The sequence below is a fragment of the Mycobacterium sp. 1245805.9 genome, assembly GCF_001672915.1.
GTDB lineage: Bacteria > Actinomycetota > Actinomycetes > Mycobacteriales > Mycobacteriaceae > Mycobacterium.
Window position 1 is genome coordinate 22,118 of the sequence record NZ_LZKR01000039.1, and the last position, 23,191, is coordinate 45,308.

21 protein-coding genes are annotated in these 23,191 nt (G+C 68.6%); 12 read left to right on the forward strand and 9 right to left on the reverse strand.

Translation table 11 applies throughout. The features are described 5' to 3' along the window. Positions 1 to 37 precede the first annotated feature (37 nt). From A9X00_RS06405 to A9X00_RS06440, 8 genes are all read left to right on the forward strand, one after another. On the forward strand, positions 38 to 772 hold the full coding sequence (locus A9X00_RS06405) for an NUDIX hydrolase (protein ID WP_067150672.1): 735 nt from the start codon (positions 38 to 40) through the stop codon (positions 770 to 772). Then, positions 769 to 3,156 (forward strand): hypothetical protein, encoded by a 2,388-nt coding sequence (locus tag A9X00_RS06410; protein ID WP_067150675.1) that lies wholly within the window; start codon positions 769 to 771, stop codon positions 3,154 to 3,156. The genes A9X00_RS06405 and A9X00_RS06410 overlap by 4 nt, the downstream gene beginning before the upstream one ends. Next, entirely contained in the window at positions 3,153 to 6,761 is a 3,609-nt protein-coding gene (locus A9X00_RS06415; protein ID WP_067150679.1) for a murein biosynthesis integral membrane protein MurJ, read from the forward strand. Before A9X00_RS06410 ends, A9X00_RS06415 begins: the two co-directional genes overlap by 4 nt. A 74-nt stretch (positions 6,762 to 6,835) precedes the next feature. After that, the gene (gene sigM / locus A9X00_RS06420) at positions 6,836 to 7,462 is read left to right on the forward strand and encodes an RNA polymerase sigma factor SigM (RefSeq protein ID WP_067150682.1); all 627 of its coding nucleotides are present in this window, start codon (positions 6,836 to 6,838) and stop codon (positions 7,460 to 7,462) included. Further along, positions 7,455 to 8,186, forward strand: a complete 732-nt coding sequence (locus A9X00_RS06425) for a hypothetical protein (protein ID WP_067150683.1) — start codon at positions 7,455 to 7,457, stop codon at positions 8,184 to 8,186. Before sigM ends, A9X00_RS06425 begins: the two co-directional genes overlap by 8 nt. A 257-nt stretch (positions 8,187 to 8,443) precedes the next feature. Continuing rightward, positions 8,444 to 9,451 (forward strand): thioredoxin-disulfide reductase, encoded by a 1,008-nt coding sequence (gene trxB / locus A9X00_RS06430; RefSeq protein ID WP_067150686.1) that lies wholly within the window; start codon positions 8,444 to 8,446, stop codon positions 9,449 to 9,451. Continuing rightward, a complete protein-coding gene (trxA, locus tag A9X00_RS06435; protein WP_067150689.1) occupies positions 9,448 to 9,801 on the forward strand; it encodes a thioredoxin in 354 nt (117 codons plus the stop codon). Before trxB ends, trxA begins: the two co-directional genes overlap by 4 nt. Before the next feature lie 133 nt (positions 9,802 to 9,934). After that, the gene (locus tag A9X00_RS06440) at positions 9,935 to 11,155 is read left to right on the forward strand and encodes an N-acetylmuramoyl-L-alanine amidase (RefSeq protein ID WP_067150691.1); all 1,221 of its coding nucleotides are present in this window, start codon (positions 9,935 to 9,937) and stop codon (positions 11,153 to 11,155) included. Here the strand turns inward: A9X00_RS06440 and A9X00_RS06445 are convergent. From A9X00_RS06445 to rpmH, 9 genes are all read right to left on the reverse strand, one after another. Beyond that, positions 11,152 to 11,916 carry an acetyltransferase gene (locus A9X00_RS06445; protein ID WP_067150694.1) on the reverse strand — a complete coding sequence of 255 codons (765 nt, stop codon included), beginning with the start codon at positions 11,914 to 11,916 and terminating at the stop codon, positions 11,152 to 11,154. The two genes, A9X00_RS06440 and A9X00_RS06445, sit on opposite strands and share 4 nt — an antisense overlap. Positions 11,917 to 12,191: 275 nt before the next feature. After that, positions 12,192 to 13,175 (reverse strand): ParB/RepB/Spo0J family partition protein, encoded by a 984-nt coding sequence (locus A9X00_RS06450; protein ID WP_067150697.1) that lies wholly within the window; start codon positions 13,173 to 13,175, stop codon positions 12,192 to 12,194. A gap of 23 nt (positions 13,176 to 13,198) precedes the next feature. Continuing rightward, entirely contained in the window at positions 13,199 to 14,179 is a 981-nt protein-coding gene (locus A9X00_RS06455; protein ID WP_082974755.1) for a ParA family protein, read from the reverse strand. Next, a complete protein-coding gene (gene rsmG, locus A9X00_RS06460; protein ID WP_067150776.1) occupies positions 14,176 to 14,895 on the reverse strand; it encodes a 16S rRNA (guanine(527)-N(7))-methyltransferase RsmG in 720 nt (239 codons plus the stop codon). Before rsmG ends, A9X00_RS06455 begins: the two co-directional genes overlap by 4 nt. Positions 14,896 to 14,983: 88 nt before the next feature. Next, complete coding sequence (locus A9X00_RS06465) at positions 14,984 to 15,559, reverse strand: R3H domain-containing nucleic acid-binding protein (protein ID WP_067150703.1); 576 nt, start codon at positions 15,557 to 15,559, stop codon at positions 14,984 to 14,986. A gap of 81 nt (positions 15,560 to 15,640) precedes the next feature. Next, positions 15,641 to 16,783, reverse strand: a complete 1,143-nt coding sequence (gene yidC, locus A9X00_RS06470) for a membrane protein insertase YidC (RefSeq protein WP_156771955.1) — start codon at positions 16,781 to 16,783, stop codon at positions 15,641 to 15,643. Next, positions 16,764 to 17,120 (reverse strand): membrane protein insertion efficiency factor YidD, encoded by a 357-nt coding sequence (gene yidD / locus A9X00_RS29625; RefSeq protein WP_197515079.1) that lies wholly within the window; start codon positions 17,118 to 17,120, stop codon positions 16,764 to 16,766. The genes yidC and yidD overlap by 20 nt, the downstream gene beginning before the upstream one ends. Then, a complete protein-coding gene (rnpA, locus tag A9X00_RS06475; RefSeq protein ID WP_067150779.1) occupies positions 17,117 to 17,473 on the reverse strand; it encodes a ribonuclease P protein component in 357 nt (118 codons plus the stop codon). Before rnpA ends, yidD begins: the two co-directional genes overlap by 4 nt. Before the next feature lie 22 nt (positions 17,474 to 17,495). Continuing rightward, on the reverse strand, positions 17,496 to 17,639 hold the full coding sequence (gene rpmH / locus A9X00_RS29630) for a 50S ribosomal protein L34 (protein WP_068111553.1): 144 nt from the start codon (positions 17,637 to 17,639) through the stop codon (positions 17,496 to 17,498). 592 nt (positions 17,640 to 18,231) lie between these two features. On the opposite strand from rpmH, the gene dnaA reads away from it, so the two are divergent. From dnaA to A9X00_RS06495, 4 genes are all read left to right on the forward strand, one after another. Further along, a complete protein-coding gene (dnaA, locus tag A9X00_RS06480) occupies positions 18,232 to 19,782 on the forward strand; it encodes a chromosomal replication initiator protein DnaA (RefSeq protein WP_067150709.1) in 1,551 nt (516 codons plus the stop codon). A gap of 491 nt (positions 19,783 to 20,273) precedes the next feature. Continuing rightward, positions 20,274 to 21,473 carry a DNA polymerase III subunit beta gene (gene dnaN, locus A9X00_RS06485; protein ID WP_067150712.1) on the forward strand — a complete coding sequence of 400 codons (1,200 nt, stop codon included), beginning with the start codon at positions 20,274 to 20,276 and terminating at the stop codon, positions 21,471 to 21,473. Beyond that, a complete protein-coding gene (recF, locus tag A9X00_RS06490; protein ID WP_067150715.1) occupies positions 21,474 to 22,616 on the forward strand; it encodes a DNA replication/repair protein RecF in 1,143 nt (380 codons plus the stop codon). Then, positions 22,613 to 23,170, forward strand: a complete 558-nt coding sequence (locus A9X00_RS06495; protein ID WP_067150718.1) for a DUF721 family protein — start codon at positions 22,613 to 22,615, stop codon at positions 23,168 to 23,170. The genes recF and A9X00_RS06495 overlap by 4 nt, the downstream gene beginning before the upstream one ends. Positions 23,171 to 23,191 lie beyond the last annotated feature (21 nt).

Sequence of the window (23,191 nt, forward strand, 5' to 3'; positions counted from 1 at the left end):
TCGGGAACAAGGACCCCCGCCAGCTACTATCGCTTGGGTGTCGGACGCCGAACAAGCCAGACCACGTCGACGCCGAGGGCGGCGTCGGCGTCGTGGCGCGGCGACCGCGGCCGAAACCCCCACGGATCCCCAGACGAACGGCGACGCGACCGCGGCCAAACCGCGTCGATCCCGTCCGTCTCGTCGCGTCCCCGATCGACTCAAGACGGTGCACGAAACCTCCGCCGGCGGTCTCGTCATCGACGGCATCGACGGACCGCGCGACGAGCAGGTCGCGGCGCTGATCGGCCGGGTCGATCGGCGCGGCCGGATGCTGTGGTCGCTACCCAAGGGACATATAGAGATGGGCGAGACCGCGGAGCAGACCGCGATTCGCGAGGTCGCCGAGGAAACGGGTATTCGCGGCAGCGTGCTCGCCGCGCTGGGACGCATCGACTACTGGTTCGTCACCGACGGCCGCCGGGTGCACAAGACCGTGCACCACTATTTGATGCGCTTCTCCGGCGGGGAGCTGTCCGACGAGGACCTTGAAGTCGCCGAGGTCGCGTGGGTGCCGATCGGCGAGCTGCCCTCCCGGTTGGCCTATGCCGACGAGCGTCGCCTGGCCCAGGTCGCCGACGAGCTGATCGACAAGCTGCAGAGCGACGGCCCGTCGGCGCTTCCGCCGCTGCCTCCGAGTTCGCCCCGGCGACGCCCACAAACGCATTCACGGACCCGGCATTCCGACAAGCCCGTGGCGGGCCGGAAGAACGGTCACGGGCCAGGGCCGTGACGGCATTCCGACTCTGCTGGGCCGGCTTCGTGCGCCTCGCCGCAGTGGTTGGCATCGTGGCCGGTTTTGCGGTGCTCGCCGGGCCCGCCCCGCACGCGGCCGCGGGCGAGCCCGGGGAGACGCCCTTTGTCCGGGTCCGCATCGACCAGGTGACCCCGGACGTCGTAACCACGACAAGCCCGCCCGTCGTCACCGTCAGCGGCACGGTAACCAACATCGGCGACCGCCCGGTCCGCGACGTCATGGTCCGCCTGGAGCACGCGCCGGCGGTCAACGACTCCGCGGCGCTGCGCACCTCGCTGGACGGCAGCACCGACCAATACCAGGCGGCGGCGGACTTCCTCACGGTGGCCCCCGAACTGCAGCGCGGCCAGGAGGTGGGCTTCACCCTGTCGGCCCCGCTGCGCGCGTTGACCAAGCCGTCCCTCGGGATGGACAAGCCCGGGATCTACCCCGTCCTGGTCAACGTCAACGGGACACCCGACTACGGCGCCCCGGCCCGCCTCGACAACGCGCGGTTCCTGCTGCCCGTGGTCGGCGTGCCACCCGACCACGCCGACGACGTCAATTCCGCCGTCGCGCCCGACACCTCCAAACCCGTGTGGATCACCATGCTCTGGCCGCTGGCCGATCGGCCGCGACTGTCCCCCGGGGTGCCCGGGGGCACCATTCCGGTCCGGTTGGTCGACGACGACTTGGCCACCTCCCTGGCCACCGGCGGGCGGCTGGACGTCCTGCTCTCCGCCGCCGAGGTCGCCACCAGCCACGACGTCGACCCGGACGGCGCCGTCAGCCATGCGCTGTGCCTGGCCGTCGACCCGGATCTGCTGGTCACCGTCAACGCGATGACCGGCGGATACGTGGTGTCCAATTCGCCCGACGGGCCCGCCCAGCTGCCCGGCACCCCGACCCACCCGGGCACCGGGCAGGCCGCCGCGACCGAGTGGCTGAACCGGCTGCGCGCCCTTTCCCACCGCACCTGTGTGGCGCCGCTGCCCTACGCCCAGGCCGACCTCGACGCCCTGCAACGCGTCAACGACCCCGGGCTGAGCGCCGCCGCCACCAACAGCGTCGGCGGCATCGTCGACCGCATCCTCGACGTCCAATCCACCCGCGGCGCCACGCTGTTGCCCGACGGCCCGTTGACCGGCCGAACCGTCAGCCTGCTCAGCGCCAACGACAGCACGGTCGCGATCGCCGCCGGCGAGCTGTCCGCCCATGATTCGGGAACCGACAATCCGGCCGGCGTCGACACCGCGCCCCGCCGGCTCTCGCCCCAGGTGGTCGTCGCGCCGTTCGACCCGGCCGTCGGCGCCGCGCTCGCCGGGGCGGGCAACAACCCCACCGTCCCCACCTACCTGGACTCCTCGCTGACCGTCCGCCTCTCGCACGACTCCAACACCGCCCGGCGCCAGGACGCGTTGGGCTCGATCTTCTGGCACGCGCTGCAGCGCGACGCCGCGCCGCGCACCCAGCTGCTGGTACCTCCGGCGACGTGGAACCTGCAGGCCGACGACGCGCAGGTCATCCTGACCGCGCTGGCCACCAGCATCCGGTCCGGACTGGCGGTGCCTCGGCCGCTACCGGCCGTCATCGCCGAGGCCGGGGCCCGCACCGAGCCGCCCGAACAGGCGGCCAACGACGGCGCCGCGCGTGGCCGGTTCAGCGACGACGTCACCGCCAACATCGCCGCCCAGGTCGCAAGGCTGTGGGGCCTGACCTCCGCGCTGAGCACCGACGAGCGCACCGGCCTGACCGGCGTCCAGTACACCGCGCCGCTGCGGGAGGACATGCTGCGCGCGTTGAGCCAATCCGAACCCCCCGACACCCGCAACGGGCTCGCCCAGCAGCGCCTGGTGGTGGTCGGCAAGACCATCAACGACTTGTTCGGGGCGGTCACGATCGTCAACCCGGGCGGCTCCTACACCCTGGCCACCGAGCACAGCCCGCTGCCGCTGGCGCTGCACAACGGCCTCGCGGTCCCCATCCGGGTGCGGCTGCAGGTCGACGCCCCGCCGGGCATGACGGTCACCGACGTCGGCCAGATCGAATTGCCGCCGGGCTACCTGCCGCTGCGGGTGCCGATCGAGGTCAATTTCACCCAGCGCGTCGCGGTCGATGTGACGCTGCGAACCCCCGACGGCATGCGGCTCGGCGAGCCGGTGCGGTTGTCGGTGCATTCCAACGCGTACGGCAAGGTGCTGTTCGCGATCACTCTCAGCGCGGCGGCGGTGCTGGTGCTGCTGGCCGGTCGCCGGCTGTGGCACCGGTTCCGCGGCCAGCCCGACCGCGCCGACCTGGACCGCCCCGACCCGCCGCACCCCAGATCCGCCGACCTGCACGACGAGATCGACGATCGGGTCGAGCACAAACCCCGCGTATGAACCCCGCCTCCCGGCGGACGCACCCACAGCCGCCACCGCAACGCCTCCCGGCGGGGCCACGCCACGCCCGCCCGGGCCCACCGACCGGTCCCCTGCCGCCGGTGCCCGAGCTCGCTCGGCGCCGACCCGAGCTGTCCGACGCCGCGCTGGTCTCGCGGTCGTGGGCGATGGCGTTCGCGACGCTGATCAGCCGGATCACCGGCTTCGGCAAGATCGTGTTGCTGGCCGCGATTCTGGGCGCCGCGCTGGCGAGCTCATACTCGGTGGCCAATCAGCTCCCAACCCTGATCGCCGCGCTCGTGCTGGAGGCGACGTTCACGGCGATATTCGTGCCTGTGCTGGCGCGCGCCGAGCAAAGCGACCCCGACGGTGGCGCGGCGTTCGTGCGGCGCCTGGTCACGCTGACGACCGCGCTACTGGTCGTCGCCACGACGCTGGCAGTACTCGCCGCGCCCCTGCTGGTGCGGCTGATGCTGGGCCGAAATCCGCAGGTCAACGAGCCCCTGACCACCGCGTTTGCGTACCTGCTGCTGCCGCAGGTGCTCGCCTATGGCCTGACGTCGGTCTTCATGGCGATCCTGAACACCCGCAACATATTCGGGCCGACGGCATGGGCGCCGGTGGTGAATAACCTGGTCGCGATCACGACTCTGGGCGTATACCTCGCGGTCCCCGGCGAGCTCTCGGTCGACCCCGTTCGGATGGGCAACGCCAAGCTGCTGGTGCTCGGCATCGGCACCAACTTGGGGGTGTTCGCCCAGGTCGCCGTGCTGCTGGTGGCGTTGAAGCGCCAGCGCGTGAGCCTGCGCCCGCTATGGGGAATCGATCAGCGGCTCAAACACTTCGGCACGATGGCCGGCGCGATGATGCTCTACGTCGTGATCAGCCAGCTCGGCCTGGTGGTTGGCAACCAAATCGCCAGCACGGCAGCGGCTTCCGGCCCCGCGATCTACAACTACACCTGGCTGGTCCTGATGCTGCCTTACGGCATGATCGGCGTCACCGTGCTGACCGTGGTGATGCCGCGGCTGAGCCGCAATGCCGCCGCCAATGACACCGGGGCGGTGCTTGCCGACGTATCACTGGCGACCCGGCTGACACTCGTCACGCTGATCCCGATCGTGGCGTTCATGACCGTCGGCGGGCCGGCGATCGGCAGCGCGCTGTTCGCCTACGGGCATTTCGGGGAGGTCGACGCCGGCTACCTTGGCGCCGCGATCGCATTGTCGGCGTTCACGTTGATCCCCTACGGCCTGGTGCTGCTGCAGCTGCGCGTCTTCTACGCGCGCGAGCAACCCTGGACGCCGATCGTGCTCATCCTGGTCATCACCGCCGTCAAAATCGTCGGCTCGGTGCTGGCACCACACCTCACCCACGACCCCAAGCTGGTGGCCGGCTTACTCGGCCTGGCCAACGGCCTCGGCTTCCTGGCCGGGGCGATCGTCGGCTACTACCTGCTGCGACGCGCGCTGCTGCCCAAGGGCGGCCACCTGATCGGCGTCGACGCGCTGCGCACAATCCTGGTGACGACCGTCGCGTCAATGCTGGCCGGCCTCGTCGCCCACGTGAGCGATCGGCTGCTCGGGCTCGCCCGGCTGACGGCGCACGGCGGCGCAGGCTCGCTGCTGCGGCTGTTGGTGATGGCGATCATCATGTTGCCGATCATCGCGGCCGTCATGGTTCGCGCGCGGGTGCCCGAAGCGCAGGCGGCGATTGATGCGCTCAGGCACCGGATTTCACGCCGCGGCCCGGGCATCGCGGTAGCTTCGCGCAAACCGGCTGAGCAACAGGGATCGTCTCGGCCGGGCCGCGTCACGTACCCTGAGCAGAGGAATTCGTCCCCGCCGGGGGTAAGAGCGGTCCAGGAGCCGATCCGGCGCAGGCCTCCGGAGCGGGTAGCCAGCGCCCGAGTAGCGAAAGGACCGGAGGTGACCGACCGCCCATTGGAGAGCGCATCCAGCGCTGGATCCGATTTGGGGTCAGGCGCCGAGAATCCGCGCCCCGTCGCCGACGACTTCCAGCCCGACATTCCGCCCGGGCCGGCGCACGAACGGCCGGCGCCGCGCACGACCGACCGCCTGAACGGCGACCTGTCGGTGGACACCGCCGGCGGACCCGGGGACGACGTGCACCTCGTCCCGGGCGCCCGCATCGCCGCGGGCCGATATCGCCTGCTGGTCTTCCACGGCGGCGCGCCCCCGCTGCAGTTCTGGCAGGCGCTGGACACCAAGCTGGACCGGCAGGTGGCGCTGACCTTCGTCGATCCCGACGGCGCCCTGCCCCACGAGGTGCTGCAGGACATCCTGTCCCGAACCCTGCGGCTGAGCCGGATCGACAAACCCGGCATCGCCCGCGTCCTCGACGTGGTCCACACCGGCTCCGGCGGCCTGGTCGTCTCGGAATGGATCCGCGGCGGTTCGCTGCAGGAGGTGGCCGACACCGCGCCGTCGCCCATCGGCGCCGTCCGCGCGATGCAATCGCTGGCCGCCGCCGCCGACGCCGCGCACCGCGCGGGGGTCGCGCTGTCGATCGACCATCCCAGCCGGGTGCGCGTCAGCATCGAAGGCGATGTGGTGCTGGCCTATCCGGCGACCATGCCCGACGGCAACCCGCAACAGGACATCCGCGGGATCGGCGCCGCCCTCTATGCGCTGCTGGTCAATCGGTGGCCACTGCCGGAGTCCGGGGTGCGCAGCGGGCTGGCGCCGGCCGAGCGTGATGCCACGGGTAATCCCGTCGAACCCATGGCGATCGACCGCGAGATCCCGTTCCAGGTTTCCGCGGTCGCGGTGCGTGCGGTTCAAGAAGACGGCGGAATACGCAGCGCCTCAACCCTTTTGAACTTGCTGCAGCAGGCGACGGCGGTGGCTGATCGCACCGAGGTGCTCGGCCCGATCGACGATTCGCCCGCGCTGCCCCCCACCACCCGGTTGTCCACCGGTCGCGAGTACGCGACCTTCGCCCGTCGGCGCCGCAACGTGCTGATCGCCGCCGGCGCCGCCGTCGCCGTCATCGTGGTGGCCTTGCTGGTGTTGGCGTCGGTGGTGAGCAAAATCTTCGGCAACGTCGGTGGCGGCCTGAACAGGGACGAGCTCGGGCTCAACGGGCCGTCGTCATCGGCGGCGTCGTCTTCTCCCAGCTCCGCGGCCGCGGGCAGCGTCGTCAAACCCACCAAGGCGACGGTCTATTCCCCCGACGGAGACGCCGACAATCCCGGCCAGGCCGGGCAGGCGATCGACGGCGACCCTTCGACCGCCTGGTCGACCGAGGTCTACACCGACGCCGTCCCGTTCCCCTCCTTCAAGCAGGGCGAAGGGCTGATGTTGCAGCTGCCCAACCCCACCGTGGTCGGTCAGGTCACCATCGACACCCCGAGCAGCGGCACCAAGGTCGAGATTCGCTCGGCCTCGACGGCGGCGCCGTCCCGCCTTGAGGACACCACCGTGCTGGCTCCCGCGTTCACGCTCAAGCCCGGGCACAACGTCATCCCCGTCCGGGGCGGCTCGGCGACGTCGAACGTGTTGGTGTGGATCTCCACGCTGGGTTCCACCAACGGCAAGAGCCAGGCCAGCTTCTCCGAAGTCACGGTCCAGGCCGCCTCCTGACGGAGATCTCGGGAGCCCACAGCCCCCTGCGTTGGTGAAGTGCCGCGCGACCCCCGATTGGTTAGTGTCCGGCCGTGGGTCTTGGGGGCGCGGAACATTGGGGTAAGAGCCAGGGCGAACGCAGCGACGCCGAGCTCCTCGCGGCCCACGTCGCCGGCGACCGCTACGCCTTCGACGAGTTGTTCCACCGTCACCACCGCCAGCTGCACCGGCTAGCCCGGCTGACCACCCGCACCCGCGAGGACGCCGAGGACGCGCTGCAGGACGCGATGCTCTCGGCGCATCGCGGCGCGGGATCGTTCCGGCACGACGCCGCCGTCGGCAGCTGGCTGCACCGCATCGTGGTCAACGCCTGCCTGGACCGGCTGCGCCGCACCAAAGCCCACCCGACGGCCCCGCTCGAGGACGTCTACCCGGTCGCCGATCGCACCGCGCAGGTCGAGACGGCGATCATGGTGCAACGGGCCCTGATGCGCCTTCCGGCCGAGCAGCGGGCGGCGGTGGTGGCCGTCGACATGCAGGGCTATTCCGTCGCCGACACCGCCGCGCTGCTGGGCGTCGCCGAGGGCACCGTCAAGAGCCGCTGCTCGCGCGCCCGGGTCCGCCTCGCCCAGCTGCTCGGTTACCTCAACACCGGTCCCGACCCGGGCCCACCCATGGCCGCCAAGCAGCGCATGACGGACACTGGGGCGGATGGGTGAACCCGACGACGAAGCCGACGAGCCGCCCCTGACGGTCGAGCTACTGGCCGACCTTCAGGCCGGTCTACTCGACGACGACGCCGCGGCCCGCGTGCGTAAACGCGTCCGCGAAGACCCGGAGGCGGAGGGCATCCTGCGCGCCCTGAATCAGGTGCGCTGCGACGTCGCGACGCTGGGTGCCGATCCGGAGTCCGCGCCGGAGGTGCCCCCGGACGTCACCGCGCGGATCTCGGCGGCATTGCACTCGGCCGACCAAAGCGGTGTCGCACATGCGGCCCGGCCGCATCTGGGGCCCGCCCGGGTGGTCGCCGGCGTGCTCGGCGTGGGCGCCGCGCTCGCGGCGGTCGGCGTCGGCACGGTGGCGCTGATCAGCGCACCCGAGCCCGCGCCGAGCACCCCAGCCACCGCCGAGCACATCACGGTGTCGACGCCGCCGATGACGATTCCGCTGTCCCAGGCCGAGATCCTCGGTCTGCTCCACCGCAGCCCGGACTACGGCCCGCTCGGCGACCCCGCGCTGCGCGCGTCCTGCCTCAGCGGCCTGGGCTACCCGGCGTCCACGCAGGTGCTGGGCGCTCGACCGGTCGATATCAATGCCCGCCCCGGCGTGCTGCTGGTCTTGCCGGGTGACACGCCCGACAACCTGGCGGTCTTCGCGGTGGCGCCGAATTGCAGTGCCGCCGACACGGGCTTGCTGGCCAACACGCAGGTCCCGCGGACCTAGTCGCTCACCTAGCGGCGATCGCATGCGCGGCGCAGCCGGGCGCGGCGGGTCGCCGCCACGACACCTAGCGGCGATCGCAAGCGCGGCGCAGCCGGGCGCGGCGGGTCGCCGCCACGACACCGAGCGGCGATCGCAAGCGCGGCGCAGCCGGGCGCGGCGGGTCGCCGCCACGACACCTAGTGTGGTGCCCAACACCTGGGAACACCTACGCCTACGCTGGCGTTTGCATGCGTAGCTTCCGCACCTGAAAGGCCCGAATGACTGCCGATACCCCCGCTCACGACACGATCCACGACGTCATCGTCATCGGCTCCGGCCCCGCCGGGTACACCGCGGCGCTCTACGCCGCCCGCGCGCAGCTGGCCCCCCTGGTATTCGAGGGCACCTCGTTCGGCGGCGCGTTGATGACGACGACCGAGGTTGAGAACTACCCCGGCTTCCGCGACGGGATCACCGGCCCGGAGTTGATGGACGAGATGCGCGAGCAGGCGCTGCGGTTCGGCGCGGACCTGCGGATGGAAGACATCGAATCGGTATCGCTGGACGGGCCCGTCAAGTCCGTCGTCACCGCCGACGGGGAAACCCACCGAGCACGGGCCGTCATCTTGGCCATGGGCGCGGCCGCTCGCTACCTGCACGTGCCCGGTGAACAGGAGTTGCTGGGGCGTGGTGTGAGTTCATGTGCCACCTGCGACGGGTTCTTCTTCCGCGACCAGGACATTGCCGTCATCGGCGGCGGTGACTCGGCGATGGAAGAGGCGCTCTTTCTGACCCGCTTCGCCAGCAGCGTGACGCTGGTGCACCGGCGCGACGAGTTCCGGGCATCCAAGATCATGCTCAACCGCGCCCGCAACAACGACAAGATCAAGTTCATCACCAACGCCGCCGTAACCGCCGTCGAGGGCGACACCACGGTGACCGGATTGCGGTTGCGCGACACCGTAACTGGCGAAGAATCCACCCTTTCGGTGACCGGCGTTTTCGTGGCAATCGGTCACGAGCCGCGCTCGGGGCTGGTGCGTGATCTCGTCGACGTCGACCCGGACGGCTACGTACTCGTGCAGGGCCGCACCACCAGTACCTCGCTGGAGGGCGTGTTCGCGGCCGGCGACCTGGTGGACCGCACCTACCGGCAGGCGATCACCGCCGCGGGCAGCGGGTGCGCCGCCGCCATCGACGCCGAGCGTTGGCTGGCCGAACAGGAAGACGAGTCTGCAACCGGAACAGCTGAGGGTACCGACACATTGATTGGAGCACCGCGATGACCGACGCCGAAAAGACTGGCGCCACAATAGAAGTCTCCGACGCGTCTTTCTCCTCGGAGGTGCTGTCGAGCAATAAGCCTGTGCTGGTTGACTTTTGGGCCACCTGGTGCGGGCCGTGCAAGATGGTCGCGCCGGTCCTCGAGGAGATCGCGAGCGAGCGCGCCGAGCAGATCACTATCGCCAAGCTCGACGTGGACGCCAACCCGGAAACGGCCCGGGATTTTCAGGTGGTTTCGATTCCCACCATGATCCTGTTCAAGGACGGCCAGCCGGTAAAGCGGATCGTCGGCGCCAAGGGCAAGGCCGCGTTGCTGCGCGAGCTTTCCGACGCGGTTCCAAACCTCGCCTGACGCCCAGCCAGTTCGTCGCACCACGCCCCGGCGCTTAGCCTGGGGTTTTCCGAAAATTGAGAAGCATCTGCGACAATAGCGCTTAGCCGTTGCCCGTATTCAGCCTGTCAATTTGTCCCGGAGGGCCTTTGGTATGTCGAGTCAGCGCCGTGAATACGGCGACGCGCTGCGCTGTGGTGACCGCAGCGCTGCCGTAACCGAAATCCGGGCGACGCTGGCCGCGCTAGGGCTGCTGGACAATCCCGACCAAGACGTGACCACCGGGCGGCACGTCGCCCTCGAGGTCTTCGATGCCCACCTCGATCAGGCGGTGCGCGCCTTCCAGCAGAATCGCGGATTGCTGGTGGACGGCATCGTCGGCGAGGCCACCTACCGGGCGCTGAAGGAGGCCTCGTACCGGCTGGGCGCTCGCACGCTGTATCACCAGTTCGGTGCGCCGCTTTACGGCGACGACGTCGCGACCCTGCAGGCGCGGCTACAGGACCTCGGTTTCTACACCGGCCTGGTCGACGGGCACTTCGGCCTGCAAACCCACAATGCTTTGATGTCCTACCAGCGCGAATACGGGCTTGCCGCAGACGGCATCTGCGGCCCGGAAACCTTGCGCTCGTTGTACTTTCTCAGTTCGCGGGTCAGCGGCGGCTCCCCACACGCGATCCGCGAGGAAGAGCTGGTGCGCCGCTCCGGGCCCAAACTGTCGGGCAAACGCATCATCATCGATCCGGGCCGCGGCGGCACCGACCACGGCGCGATCATGCAGGGTCCGGACGGTCCCGTCAGCGAAGCAGATGTGCTGTGGGACTTGGCAAGTCGGCTCGAGGGCCGGATGACCGCCATCGGCATGGAGACCTTCCTGTCCCGGCCGACCAATCGCAGCCCGTCGGATGCCGAACGCGCCGCTACGGCCAACAACGTCGGCGCCGACCTCATGATCAGCCTGCGCTGCGAATCCCAGACCAGCCCGTCGGCCAACGGCGTGGCCTCCTTTCACTTCGGCAACTCGCACGGCTCGGTCTCCACGATCGGACGCAATCTGGCCGACTTCATTCAGCGAGAAGTAGTGGCCCGCACCGGTTTACGTGATTGCCGCACGCATGGCCGGACGTGGGATCTGTTGCGGCTCACCCGGATGCCCACCGTTCAGGTCGATGTCGGCTACATCACCAACCCGCGCGACCGCGCGATGCTGATCTCCACGCAGACGCGCGACGCCATCGCCGAGGGCATCCTGGCCGCGGTGAAGCGGTTGTACCTGCTCGGCAAGAACGACCGCCCCACCGGCACCTTCACCTTCGCCGAGCTGCTGGCCCACGAATTGTCGGTGGAAAGGGCCTCGCGGCTGGGCGGTTCCTAACCGCTCTCGTTGACCCGCAACGCATTTCCCACAGCAGAAGAACCCGTACCCGCGCCCACCGGCTCTTCCAGTTGGGCATTGGCCAGCAGGCGCTCCAGCGCCGCCTCGACTTCGGCCTTCCAGCCCAGTCCCTTGTCCAACTCCAGCCGCAACCGCGGGAAATACTTGTGCGGCGCCACCACAACGAATCCCACGTCCTTCAAGAACTCCGCGTCGATCATGCAGTGGTCGACCGAACAGTCGCCGAGCGCCTCCAGCACCGGCCGGACATCGGGTTCCACGAATCGCGGATCCTGCAGCTCGGCCGCCTCCGGCGTGCGACCGAAGGCTTCCAACGCCCGGACCCCGCGTCGGACCAGCTCGTCGACGACCCTGGCGATGAGCCCGTGCGGCAGATCGTCGGCGGCTTGCCCGGGCTCGATGTTCATCGACGTCAGCAGCACCGCGTCGGCGGACACCGGCGCGGTGGGGAACCGTTGGGCCCGCGGCACCGCCCGCGGCGGGGCATAGAGCACATATCCCAGGCACGGCGACTCGGCGTGGCTGCGTTCGTCGTCGGGAATCGCGGTCGCGACCAGCCCGCACGAACCCCACTCCAGCATCACCATCGACAGCCAGGCTTCCTTTTCGAATTCGGGGTCGGCGAGGTGGTCCTGGTTACCGAGGGTCGCGGGGTCGACCTCCCAGAACACGCAGCGGCGCGCATGCTTGGGAAGCTGCTCGAAAGCCTCGAGCCGAAGCGGCGTGATTCGAGCGGACACTAGCCTCCTGGCTTCCGTGCGGTACTACAGCCATTCAATTGTCGGCCACCGGCAACCTCTCCAGGATAGGAGAGTCCGACCTCATCGGACCAGTGTTTGGCCCGCCACTCGAGCCGGCCCGCCGGAGCGGCCCGGGCACCCGGCCGGCGGCCGGGCAAGGGGCGAAAGACTTTGGGGCACATGGAAACTCCGTTGAGCGAGGGCACACGAGTGCGGCGAATTCGGGCTCAGGAGGGGCCCAGTGTCACAGTGACGTAATTACACCGTGTGGGCGGTCAGGCCTTGGGCGGGGTCATCACGTCGACGATCCGCTGGAGGTCCTCCACCGACCCGAACTCGACGACGATCCGCCCCTTACGTTTGCCCAGGCTGACCGTAACCCGGGTGTCGAACGTGTTGGACAGCCGGTCAGCAACGTCTTGAAGGCCGGGCATCTGGATCGGTTTGCGGCGCGGCGGCGTCGGGGCGGCCCCGTCGCCGCGGTTGGCCAGGGTGACCGCTTCCTCGGTGGCGCGCACCGACAGACCCTCGGCCACGATCCGGCCGGCCAGTTCCTCCTGCGCCTCCGGGCCGGCCTCCAGGGCCAGCAGCGCGCGGGCATGGCCGGCGGACAGGACCCCGGCGGCGACGCGCCGCTGCACCGCGATCGGCAGCTTGAGCAACCGGATCATGTTGGTGATCAGCGGCCGCGACCGGCCGATGCGGGAGGCCAGTTCGTCGTGCGTGACGTCGAACTCGTCGAGCAGCTGCTGGTAGGCCGCCGCCTCCTCCAAGGGGTTCAGCTGCACCCGGTGAATGTTCTCGAGCAGGGCGTCGCGCAGCAGGTTGTCGTCGCCGGTCTCGCGCACGATCGCCGGGATGGTGGCCAGCCCCGCTTCCTGCGCGGCGCGCCAACGCCGCTCCCCCATCACGATCTGGTAACGCGCGCCGCTCGGCGCCCCGGTCACCGCCCGGACCACGATCGGCTGCAGGAGCCCGAACTCGCGAATGGAGTGCACCAGCTCCGAGAGCGCCTCTTCGTCGAACACCTGCCGGGGCTGACGCGGGTTGCGCTCGATGTCGCCCGGCGCAATCTCGCGATAGACCGCGCCCACCGAGGCGGCGTCCTGCGCCGGCCCACCGATCAACACATCGGCCGCCGCGTCCCCCATCCGCGGGCCCAGCGTCGCCGGCCCCGCGTCGCCCTCCGCGGGCCCGGTGGGGATCAGCGAAGCGAGGCCCCGGCCGAGGCCGCCCTTCTTGCGTAACGGCTGCGTCATGGTCGTCCCTTCACGGATGGTGGTCAGTCGCGCTCGGCGAGCTCGCGGCTCGCGTCGAGGTAGCTCATTGCCCCGCGCGAACCGGGGTCGTAGTCGATGATGGTCATGCTGTAGCCGGGCGCCTCGGAAACCTTGACGCTGCGCGGAATCACGGTGCGCAACACCTTGTTTCCGAAGAACCTGCGGACCTCGTCGGCGACCTGGTCGGCCAGCTTGGTCCGCCCGTCGTACATCGTGAGGATCACGGTGGTCACGTCGAGCCGGGGATTTAGATGGGCCTTCACCATCTCGATGTTGCGCATCAGCTGCGACACGCCCTCTAGCGCGTAGTACTCGCACTGGATCGGAATCATCACCTCGGGCGCGGCTACGAGTGCGTTGATCGTCAGCAGTCCCAGCGAGGGCGGGCAGTCGATGAACACGTAGTCGAAGTCGAACTGCTCGAGTTCGGCCAGGGCGGTGCGGAGCCGGTTTTCGCGAGCCACCATGCTGACTAATTCGATCTCGGCGCCGGCCAGATCGATCGTCGCCGGCACGCAGAACAGCCGCGAGCTGTGCGGGCTCGGCCGTAGCGCGTCGCGCAACGACACCTCGCCGAGCAGGACCTCGTACGAGGAGGGGGTGCCCGCTTGCCGGTCCTGGATGCCCAGCGCGGTGCTCGCGTTGCCCTGGGGATCGAGATCGATGACGAGGGTCTTGAGCCCCTGCACGGCCAGCGCGGCGGCGAGGTTGACGGCGGTGGTGGTCTTCCCGACGCCACCTTTTTGGTTAGCGACCGTGAACACCCGTCGGTTGGTGGGGCGGCGCAGCGGTGCGTAGGTCGTGTGCAGGACCCGCATGGCGCGCTCGGCAGCGGCGCCGATCGGGGTGTCATATTCGGTCGACGTTTCACGTGAAACATCGACGGCCGCTGGCTCCTCGGGTGGGGCGGGCGCCGAGGGCGGCGCCTGCGCGACGGGCGGTGCCGGCGGGGGCGCGCCCGACCAATCCTGTGGAGAACTCACCGTGCCCCCCTGTCTGCCGACCGTGCCGGCTTCTGGCGTGCCGGCCTTCCGCGTCGCGCTAAAACCACGGTTGCGGGCGGACACAAGTAGTTCACGCCACATGTCACCACCCTGACATCAACGGCACCCGATGCAGCCATCACACGCCGGTGCGCTTCCACTTCCTCGGGAGCGCGCTCCCCTTTGATCGCGACCATCCGCCCGTCCTGCCGTAGCAACGGCATGCTCCACTTCGCCAACTTGTCCAGCGCCGCAACCGCGCGCGACACCACGGCGTCCCGAGAGCCGAACTGCTCGCGTACCCAGGAATCCTCGGCGCGGCCGCGCACTACCTCGACAGCCAACCCTAGTTCGGCGACGGCCTCGGTGAGAAACTCGCTGCGGCGCTGCATCGGCTCGAGGAGCACGACCTCCAGGTCGGGCCGCGCGATCGCCAGCGGTATCCCCGGCAGCCCCGCCCCGCTGCCGATGTCTATCACCCGCTCGCCCGGATCGAGAAGCTCCGCGACCGCGGCGCTATTTAATAGGTGGCGATCCCAGAGCCGGCCGACCTCCCGGGGTCCCAGGAGCCCGCGCTCCACGCCGGCACCGGCGAGCAACTCCGCGTATCGCTCCGCCGTGTCGACCCGGTTCCCGAAGACGGCGGCCGCGGCTCCGCTGAGCGATCCGGCGCCCATTGCGTTCCCATCGCCGCGGGCATGTTTCACGTGAAACATCTCGTTGTCTGGTTTCACGTGAAACATCCTCGATCCTCTTGCCGCCCGTCAGGAGCGCCCGCGAATTACACGGCTGTGACTCAGTGGCTCAGTCGAGCAGGACGACGACGCGGCGCGACGGCTCCTGGCCCTCGCTCTCGCTGTGCACCCCATCCACCGCCGCCACGGCGTCGTGGACGATCTTGCGCTCGAACGGCGTCATCGGGGAAAGCTCCTCGCGCTCGCCGGTGTTCAGCACGCGGCGCGCGACCTTGTCGCCCAGCGCGGCCAACTCCTCGCGGCGCCGCCGCCGCCAGCTGGCGATGTCGAGCATCAGCCGGCTCCGCACACCGGTCTTCTGGTGCACCGCCAACCGGGTGAGCTCCTGCAGGGCGTCGAGTACCTCGCCGCCGCGCCCGACCAACTTGTTCAGGTCGTCGCTGCCGTCGATGCTGACGACGGCGCGGTCGCCCTCGACGTCCAGATCGATGTCACCGTCGAAGTCCAACAGGTCCAACAGCTCTTCGAGGTAGTCGCCGGCGATCTCTCCCTCGGCGACCAATCGCTCCTCCTGGTCGTCGACTTGGTCGGCGTCGCGATCCGTCGTCGCCGTCTCCTCGGGGGCCGGCGCCTCCGTGTCGAATTCCGTGTCAACGTCGCGCTCGGTGGTCTCCGCGTCTGTCATATCGTTCCCTCTCCCTCATCCAAGGGTCCCTGTCCAATTCGGCTCGCTCGCCCAAGGGACACCTACAGCTGTGGCGCCTCGTCAGCGCTTGCGTTTCTTCGGTCGCGCCCCGGGTCGCGGGGTGCGGTTGGCCGGGCCGTTGGTGCGCCCCGCCGCGCTCGGCTTCTCCGGTTGCGCCGTTGCCGTCTTCGCCCCGGCGGCATCGTTATCCGATCGATCGGAATCCGTGTCCGGACCGGAACCGTCGCTGCGGTCGTCGGCCCCGGTCGACGAGCCGTTGCCGCTCGCTGAAGCCGTCTTCGGGTTGCGCTTGGGCTTGGCCCCCGGCGCCGGCGCGTTCGCGGCGCGTCGCTGAACGGCCTCTTGCCTCTTGGCTTCTTCCTCTTTCTCGATCATCCCGAACACATAGTGCTGCTGTCCGAAGGTCCAGATGTTGTTGGAGAACCAGTACAGGATGATCGCCAGCGGAAGGAACGGGCCGCCGACGACGACGCCGAGCGGAAACACGTACAGCGCAAGCTTGTTCATCATCGCGGTCTGCGGGTTGGCCGCCGCCTCCGCGCTCTGCCGGGCCACCGATGCGCGGCTGTTGAAGTAGGTGGCGACGCCGGCCAGGATCATCACCGGCGCACCGACCGCGATCACCGCGGGCCGGCTGAAGTGAGTGAACGCGTCCAACCCGGCGTGCTGGGTCATGAAAGCGCCGATCGGCGCGCCGAACAGGTTCGCGTCGAGGAAGTGCCCGACGTCGGCCGGGGTGAACACGTAGTTGCCGGTCGCCCGGTTTTGGGCCACCGACATGTGCGGCTGGCCGAAGCCGCCGGTGGTGCGGTTGAAGGACCGCAGCACGTGATACAGCCCGAGGAAGACCGGGATTTGGGCGAGCATCGGCAGACAGCCGAGGATGGGATTGAAGCCGTGCTCGCGTTGCAGCTTCTGCATCTCCAGCGCCATGCGCTGACGGTCCTTGCCGTACTTCTTTTGCAGCGCCTTGATCTGCGGCTGCAGCTCCTGCATCTGCCGGGTGGTGCGGATCTGGCGCACGAACGGCTTGTACAGGATGGCCCGCAGGGTGAACACCAGGAACATCACCGACAGGGCCCAGGCGAAGAAGTTCGACGGTCCCAGCGCGGCCGCGAACAACTTGTACCAGGCCCACATGATCCACGACACCGGGTAGTAGAAGATGTCCAGGCTGAACAGATCAAACGACAAAAGACTCACTCTCCCGTTGCTGCGGCGCGGGGTGCCCCGCTTGTCTGGGGCCGGCGCCTTCGAAGCTCGTCCGGCATCCGTGTCGATCCGGTATCGGATCCCATCCTCCCCGATGCCATGGTCCACATCTGGCCAGCCTGGCGACCGACAACCAACTCCCCCGCACCAAGCCGTACTCGGTGAGGGCCTCGACGGCGTATTGGCTGCATGTCGGCACGAAGCGGCACGTCGCCGGGCGGAGCGGCGACACCATGTGCCGGTACAGCTGGATCGCGAAAATCAGTCCCCGGGCGGCGGCCCGGCCCGCCCCGGCGATCACGGCACGCACCCCCGCCGCGCGCGTCACCGGTCGGTCCCCGCCGACTCGAACGCGCGTCGCAGGCAACGCCGCAGCTGTTGCTCGAGGCGCGCCGACGACGCCAGCCGACTGCTCGGCAGGGCCCGGATCACCACGTGATCGGATTGATGGAGGTCGCCCACCATCGTCCGGGCGACGTGCCGCAGCCGGCGCGCGACGCGGTGGCGCTCCACGGCCGATCCGACCGGTTTGGCAATGATCAGCCCGACGCGGGGGCCGGTGTGGTCCTCGGGATCCCGCCGCACATGCACGACGATGTCGGGCTGCGCCGAGCGCATCCCGTACTTCACCGCGGCGTCAAACTCCGTTGACCGCCTCATGCGGTTGCGTGCGGAAAGCACCGCCAAAAACCTGGCGGTGCGATCAGGCAGTCAACGCGCGGCGGCCTTTGCGCCGCCGGCCGGAGACGATCGCTCGCCCGGCGCGGGTGCGCATCCGCAACCGGAAGCCGTGCACGCGGGCTCGGCGCCGGTTATTCGGCTGGAAGGTCCGCTTGCCCTTGGCCACGGCGTTCTCCTCGTAATTCGAACCTTCCGGCCGCTCGCGCCATTCGCCCGCGGGTCGGTCGGAAGTGGGTCTTACTACTGGCCGGCGCGGTTCCCCGGTCTTGATCTGGGTCGCAGCCGTATCGCCGACTTTCGGGCGACTGTTCGAGGGTACTGACGTGTGTTCGCTGGGTCAAACTTGGTCTGCCGCAACGCACCAAACTCACACATCCGCGAAAACCGAAGTTCTCGAACCCGTCCCTGCGGCACCATAGGAGAACGGGCGACGGGCAGGCCCCAGGACACCCTAGAGAAGCCGATTGGAATGCAGCAGAACTGTTGGCAGCCGAACGGAAAACTGTTAACTTCGGGCAATGCCGTTTCAGAGCGGAGCGGCGCTCGACGACGAAGCGAGGATGGCGGATCAAGTAGCTGTCTAGGCGACCGGCAGGGGTTGCCATCAGCACGGAGATCGCGGGCCGTCGCCGGTAGGCTGCGGCTCGTCTACGATCATCCTGTCCACACCTGTGGATAACCATGTGGATCAGTCGTTTCGTCGTTAAGCGTTGTTGCCCCTCCACCCGGGATCTGCGAGAGCCAGGGAGATTACGTCGTTGACCGATGACCCCGGTTCAGGATTCACAACAGTTTGGAACGCGGTCGTCTCCGAGCTCAACGGCGAGTCCGCCTCGGACGCCATGGCCCCAAACCGCACCGCGCTTGTCACCCCCCTCACCCCCCAGCAAAGGGCGTGGCTGAATCTCGTCCGGCCGCTGACGATCGTCGAGGGGTTTGCTCTGCTGTCGGTGCCGAGCAGCTTCGTGCAAAACGAGATCGAACGTCACCTCCGCGCCCCGATCACCGACGCGCTCAGCCGCCGGCTCGGGCAACAGATCCAGCTCGGCGTGCGCATCGCCCCGCCCCCGGAAGACTCCGACGCGAATGCGTTCACCAATGCCGGGACCTTCACTCAGGTCTCGGACACCCTCGACCAGGCCGACGACGCCGACCTGGACACGTCGATCGACAACGACGAGGCCGACGAGAATGGTGAGGTCCCCGGCGGCTCCGAACACAGCTGGCCGAACTACTTCACCGAACGCCCGCACGCGGCCGACCCGGCCGTCGCCGGCGGGACCAGCCTGAACCGGCGCTACACCTTCGACACGTTCGTCATCGGCGCGTCCAACCGCTTCGCCCACGCGGCGGCCCTGGCCATCGCCGAGGCCCCGGCCCGCGCTTACAACCCGCTCTTCATTTGGGGCGAGTCCGGTCTGGGCAAGACGCACCTGCTGCATGCCGCCGGCAATTACGCCCAGCGGTTGTTTCCCGGCATGCGGGTGAAGTACGTCTCGACCGAGGAATTCACCAACGACTTCATCAACTCACTGCGCGACGACCGCAAGGTCGCGTTCAAGCGCAGCTACCGCGACGTCGACGTGCTGCTGGTTGATGACATTCAGTTCATCGAGGGCAAAGAAGGTATCCAGGAAGAGTTCTTCCACACCTTCAACACGCTGCACAACGCGAACAAGCAGATCGTCATCTCGTCCGACCGGCCCCCGAAACAACTGGCCACGCTGGAAGACCGGCTGCGGACCCGGTTCGAGTGGGGACTGATCACCGATGTGCAGCCCCCCGAACTCGAGACCCGCATCGCCATTCTGCGCAAAAAGGCACAAATGGAACGGCTGGCGGTGCCCGACGACGTACTCGAGCTGATCGCCAGCAGCATCGAACGCAACATCCGCGAGCTCGAAGGGGCTCTCATCCGGGTGACGGCCTTCGCCTCGCTGAACAAGACTCCGATCGACAAGGCCCTGGCCGAGATCGTCCTTCGTGATCTCATCGCCGACGCGAGCACCATGCAAATCAGCGCGGCCACCATCATGGCCGCCACCGCCGAGTACTTCGACACCACCGTCGAGGAACTACGCGGCCCGGGCAAGACGCGGGCGCTGGCGCAGTCACGCCAGATCGCGATGTACCTGTGCCGCGAGCTGACCGACCTGTCGCTGCCCAAGATCGGTCAGGCATTCGGCCGCGACCACACCACGGTCATGTACGCGCAGCGGAAGATCTTGTCCGAGATGGCCGAGCGCCGTGAGGTCTTCGATCACGTCAAGGAACTCACCACCCGCATCCGGCAGCGCTCCAAGCGCTGACCACGGCGCCTCGAGACCATCCGGCCGAACTTTTTTTCAAAAAACTTCTCGCTCCCCTGTCACAGCTGTCACTCCTGCGCGTTGTGCGCAGCGCTGTGCACAAGTCGGACAAAGACCGGTGCGGGATTGGGGTTTCCGTGCACATCCGTCTTTCATCCCCATCGGCCCAACAAGCGCGGCCAAGTTGTCAACCGCACCATCCACAACCCCGCCGCTTCCCTAGCTGCACTAAAACCAAGCTGTCCCCAGAATGCACAGGCCTTAATACTGTTACTGAGATCTATCCGTTGTTTCTTCTTTGAAGAACACCGTTGGGGACACTCGTTGTCCGCGCCGCGCCGTATCCCGCGTTGACCCGGGTTGTCGGCCTTTGCGACTAGCTTTCAAGATGGCGGCAGAAGATCTACGGTTGTGGTTCGACTGCTAGCGACGGGCGGCTAGCCACCGTGGTTTTTGAAGGTTTTTGGACACTCGGCAGGTAAAGGGACGCTATGGACGCGGCGACGACAACAGCTGGCCTCACCGACTTGAAGTTCCGTCTGGTGCGAGAGTCATTCGCTGACGCGGTGTCGTGGGTTGCGAAGAACCTGCCGACCCGGCCCGCGGTGCCGGTGCTGTCCGGGGTCCTGCTTTCTGGCTCGGACGACGGCCTGACGATCTCCGGGTTCGACTACGAGGTGTCCGCCGAAGCCCAGGTTGCGGCCGAAATCGCTTCTCCGGGAAGCGTTTTGGTATCCGGAAGGTTGTTGTCAGACATCACCCGGGCGTTGCCGAACAAGCCCGTCGACTTTTATGTGGACGGCAATCGGGTCGCGTTGACCTGCGGGAGCGCACGATTCTCACTGCCGACGATGCCGGTTGAGGATTATCCGACGCTGCCCGCGTTGCCCGAAGGCACCGGCACCCTGCCGGCGGACCTGTTCGCGGAGGCGATCGGCCAGGTCGCCATCGCCGCTGGCCGGGACGACACGCTGCCCATGCTGACCGGGATCCGCGTTGAGATTTCCGGCGACACGGTGGTTTTGGCCGCGACCGACAGGTTCCGTCTGGCGGTTCGCGAACTCACCTGGACGGCGCTTTCGCCCGACATCGAGGCCTCGGTGTTGGTGCCGGCAAAGACATTGTCCGAGGCGGCCAAGGCCGGTGCCGACGGATCCGAGGTTCAGCTGTCGCTGGGCGCGGGCGCCGGAGTCGGCAAGGACGGGTTGCTCGGCATCAGCGGCAATGGCAAGCAAAGCACCACCCGGCTGCTGGATGCCGAGTTCCCGAAGTTTCGTCAGCTGCTGCCGGCCGAGCACACCGCGGTGGCCACCATCGACGTGGCCGAGCTGACCGAAGCCATCAAGCTGGTTGCGTTGGTCGCCGACCGCGGCGCGCAGGTACGGATGGAATTCTCCGACGGGACGCTGCGGCTTTCGGCGGGCGCCGATGACGTGGGCCGGGCCGAAGAAGATCTCCAGGTCGACTTCGTCGGCGAACCGTTGACGATCGCGTTCAACCCCACGTATCTGACCGACGGACTCGCATCGGTCCATTCCGAACGGGTGTCGTTCGGTTTCACGACGCCGGGCAAGCCCGCGTTGCTGCGACCGGCGTCCGACGGCGACAGCTCCCCCACTGGCACCGGGCCCTTCCCCGCGTTGCCGACGGATTATGTGTACCTGCTGATGCCAGTCCGGTTGCCCGGGTAGGTGTACGTCCGGCATTTAGGTCTGCGTGATTTCAGGTCCTGGGCACACGCCGACCTCGAACTGCAGCCGGGCCGGACCGTGTTCGTGGGTCCCAACGGCTTTGGGAAGACGAATCTCGTTGAGGCCCTGTGGTATTCGACGACATTGGGTTCGCACCGGGTCGGCACCGACGCGCCGTTGATCCGGGCGGGCGCGGACCGTGCGGTAGTTTCGACGATCGTCGTCAACGAGGGCCGGGAATGCGCTATCGATCTGGAGATCGCCGCGGGCCGCGCCAACAAGGCGCGGCTGAATCGTTCGCCGGTTCGCAGCACGCGCGAGGTCGTCGGTGTGTTGCGCGCAGTGCTGTTCGCGCCCGAGGACCTGGCCTTGGTGCGCGGCGATCCGGCGGATCGGCGCCGTTACCTCGATGATTTGGCCACGGTCCGTCGGCCGGCGGTTGCCGGTATTCGCGCCGATTACGACAAGGTCCTGCGGCAACGCACCGCGCTGTTGAAGTCCCTTTCCGGCGCGCGGTTTCGGGGCGACCGCGGCGCCCTGGACACGCTGGACGTGTGGGACAGCCGGCTGGCCGAGCACGGCGCCCAATTGATGGCCGCCCGCACCGATTTGGTCAACGAGCTGACACCGGAGGTGGAGAAGGCCTACCAGTTGCTGGCGCCGGGATCGCGTCCGGCCTCGATCGCCTACCGCGCGAGCCTCGACGCCTCGGACATCACCGACCGCGAATTCCTGGAAGCCGCCTTGCTGGCCGCGCTGTCGGCCCGGCGCGACGCGGAGTTGGAGCGGGGGATGTGTCTCGTCGGCCCGCACCGCGACGACCTGGAGCTGCGGCTCGGCGACCAACCCGCCAAAGGCTTTGCCAGCCATGGCGAGTCGTGGTCGTTCGCGGTGGCGCTGCGGCTGGCGGCGTACGAGTTGCTGAGGGCGGACGGCGGCGAACCGGTGTTGTTGCTCGATGACGTGTTCGCCGAACTGGACGCCACCCGCCGTCGCGCCTTGGCGACGGTGGCCGAGTCGGCCGAGCAGGTTTTGGTGACCGCGGCGGTGCTGGAAGACATCCCGGCCGACTGGGATGCTAAGCGGGTGCATATCGATCTGCGCGACGACGACGCCGGCCGGGTATCGGCGGTGCGGTCATGACCGACGCCGACGACACAAAGGACGACGTCGAGCGATTCGGCGGATTGACCGGGATCGACCTGGTGCGCCGGACCCTCGAGGAGGCCAGGGCGGCGGCCCGCGCGCAGGGAAAGGACGCCGGGCGCGGGCGGGGGGGGCCGTCGGCGCCGCGCCGCGTCGCGGGCCAGCGCCGGAGTTGGTCGGGGCCCGGGCCCGACGTCCGTGATCCGCAGCCGCTGGGGCGACTGGCGCGCGACCTCGCGAAAAAACGGGGTTGGTCGGCGCACGTCGCCGAAGGCACGGTGCTGGGCCACTGGTCGTCGGTGGTGGGACAGCAGATCGCCGACCATGCCACCCCGACCGCGCTCAATGAGGGCGTTCTCAGTGTCACCGCGGAGTCGACGGCGTGGGCCACCCAGTTGCGGATGATCCAGGCGCAGCTGTTGGCCAAGATCGCCGCGGCGGTTGGCAACGGTGTGGTGACGTCGCTGAAGATCACCGGGCCCACCGCGCCGTCGTGGCGCAAGGGGCCCCGCCACATCGCCGGCCGGGGGCCGCGCGACACCTACGGCTGAGGCGTTCGGGGGCCGAAACGG

What these genes read in the sequence shown, in the direction of transcription:
- A9X00_RS06450 (WP_067150697.1), bottom strand. Translation starts at nt 13,175, where the DNA reads ATGACGCAGCCGTTACGCAAGAAGGGCGGCCTCGGCCGGGGCCTCGCT.
- trxA (WP_067150689.1), top strand. Translation starts at nt 9,448, where the DNA reads ATGACCGACGCCGAAAAGACTGGCGCCACAATAGAAGTCTCCGACGCG.
- A9X00_RS06495 (WP_067150718.1), top strand. Translation starts at nt 22,613, where the DNA reads ATGACCGACGCCGACGACACAAAGGACGACGTCGAGCGATTCGGCGGA.
- dnaN (WP_067150712.1), top strand. Translation starts at nt 20,274, where the DNA reads ATGGACGCGGCGACGACAACAGCTGGCCTCACCGACTTGAAGTTCCGT.
- trxB (WP_067150686.1), top strand. Translation starts at nt 8,444, where the DNA reads ATGACTGCCGATACCCCCGCTCACGACACGATCCACGACGTCATCGTC.
- A9X00_RS06440 (WP_067150691.1), top strand. Translation starts at nt 9,935, where the DNA reads ATGTCGAGTCAGCGCCGTGAATACGGCGACGCGCTGCGCTGTGGTGAC.
- A9X00_RS06465 (WP_067150703.1), bottom strand. Translation starts at nt 15,559, where the DNA reads ATGACAGACGCGGAGACCACCGAGCGCGACGTTGACACGGAATTCGAC.
- A9X00_RS06415 (WP_067150679.1), top strand. Translation starts at nt 3,153, where the DNA reads ATGAACCCCGCCTCCCGGCGGACGCACCCACAGCCGCCACCGCAACGC.
- rsmG (WP_067150776.1), bottom strand. Translation starts at nt 14,895, where the DNA reads ATGTTTCACGTGAAACATGCCCGCGGCGATGGGAACGCAATGGGCGCC.
- A9X00_RS06425 (WP_067150683.1), top strand. Translation starts at nt 7,455, where the DNA reads ATGGGTGAACCCGACGACGAAGCCGACGAGCCGCCCCTGACGGTCGAG.